The organism is Stenotrophomonas sp. YIM B06876, assembly GCF_030711595.1.
Taxonomy (GTDB): Bacteria; Pseudomonadota; Gammaproteobacteria; order Xanthomonadales; family Xanthomonadaceae; genus Stenotrophomonas.
The window spans coordinates 1-623 of the sequence record NZ_JAUJUJ010000472.1 but is presented as its reverse complement, the minus strand read 5'-3'; the positions used below and the strand labels follow the sequence as shown (position 1 = coordinate 623).

General features: G+C 68.4%; 1 pseudogene. It reads left to right on the top strand.

Annotation, left to right across the window (positions count from 1 at the left end):
• Positions 1-14 precede the first annotated feature (14 nt).
• Positions 15-623 (top strand): annotated as a pseudogene (locus QZH66_RS17985) (hypothetical protein); the annotation flags it as partial.

The window sequence follows — 623 nt, the reverse complement described above, 5'->3', positions numbered from 1 at the left end:
GGCTGATTCCCGGCGTGCCGCGCGGCCATCCGGCGCTGGGCCTGATGACGCTGAACTTCGCCGCTAACGCGCTGGGGCTCGACAACGCGGCCACGCCGATGGGCCTCAAGGCGATGCGCGCGTTGCAAGAACTCAACCCCCGGCCCGACACCGCCACCAACGCGCAGATCCTGTTCCTGGTGCTCAACGCCTCGTCGCTCACCCTGCTGCCGGTGACGATCTTCATGTACCGCCTGCAGCAGGGCGCGCCCGACCCGACGCTGGTGTTCCTGCCCATCCTGCTGGCCACCTCGGCGTCGACCCTGGTGGGGCTGCTGAGCGTGGCGCTGGTGCAGCGGCTGCCGCTCTACAGCCCGGTGGTGCTGGCCTATCTGCTGCCGGTGGCGCTGGGGCTGGCCGGTTTCATGGCGCTGCTCACCACTTTGAGCGCCGCCGTGCTGGCGCAGCTGTCGTCGCTGCTCGGCAATCTCACGCTGTTTGCGCTGGTCGTGCTGTTCGTGTCTGTGGGAGCCTGGCGCAAGGTGCCCGTGTACGAGGCCTTCATCGAAGGCGCCAAGGAAGGCTTCGACGTCGCCAAAAACCTGCTGCCCTACCTGGTGGCGATGCTGTGCGCGGTGGGGGTG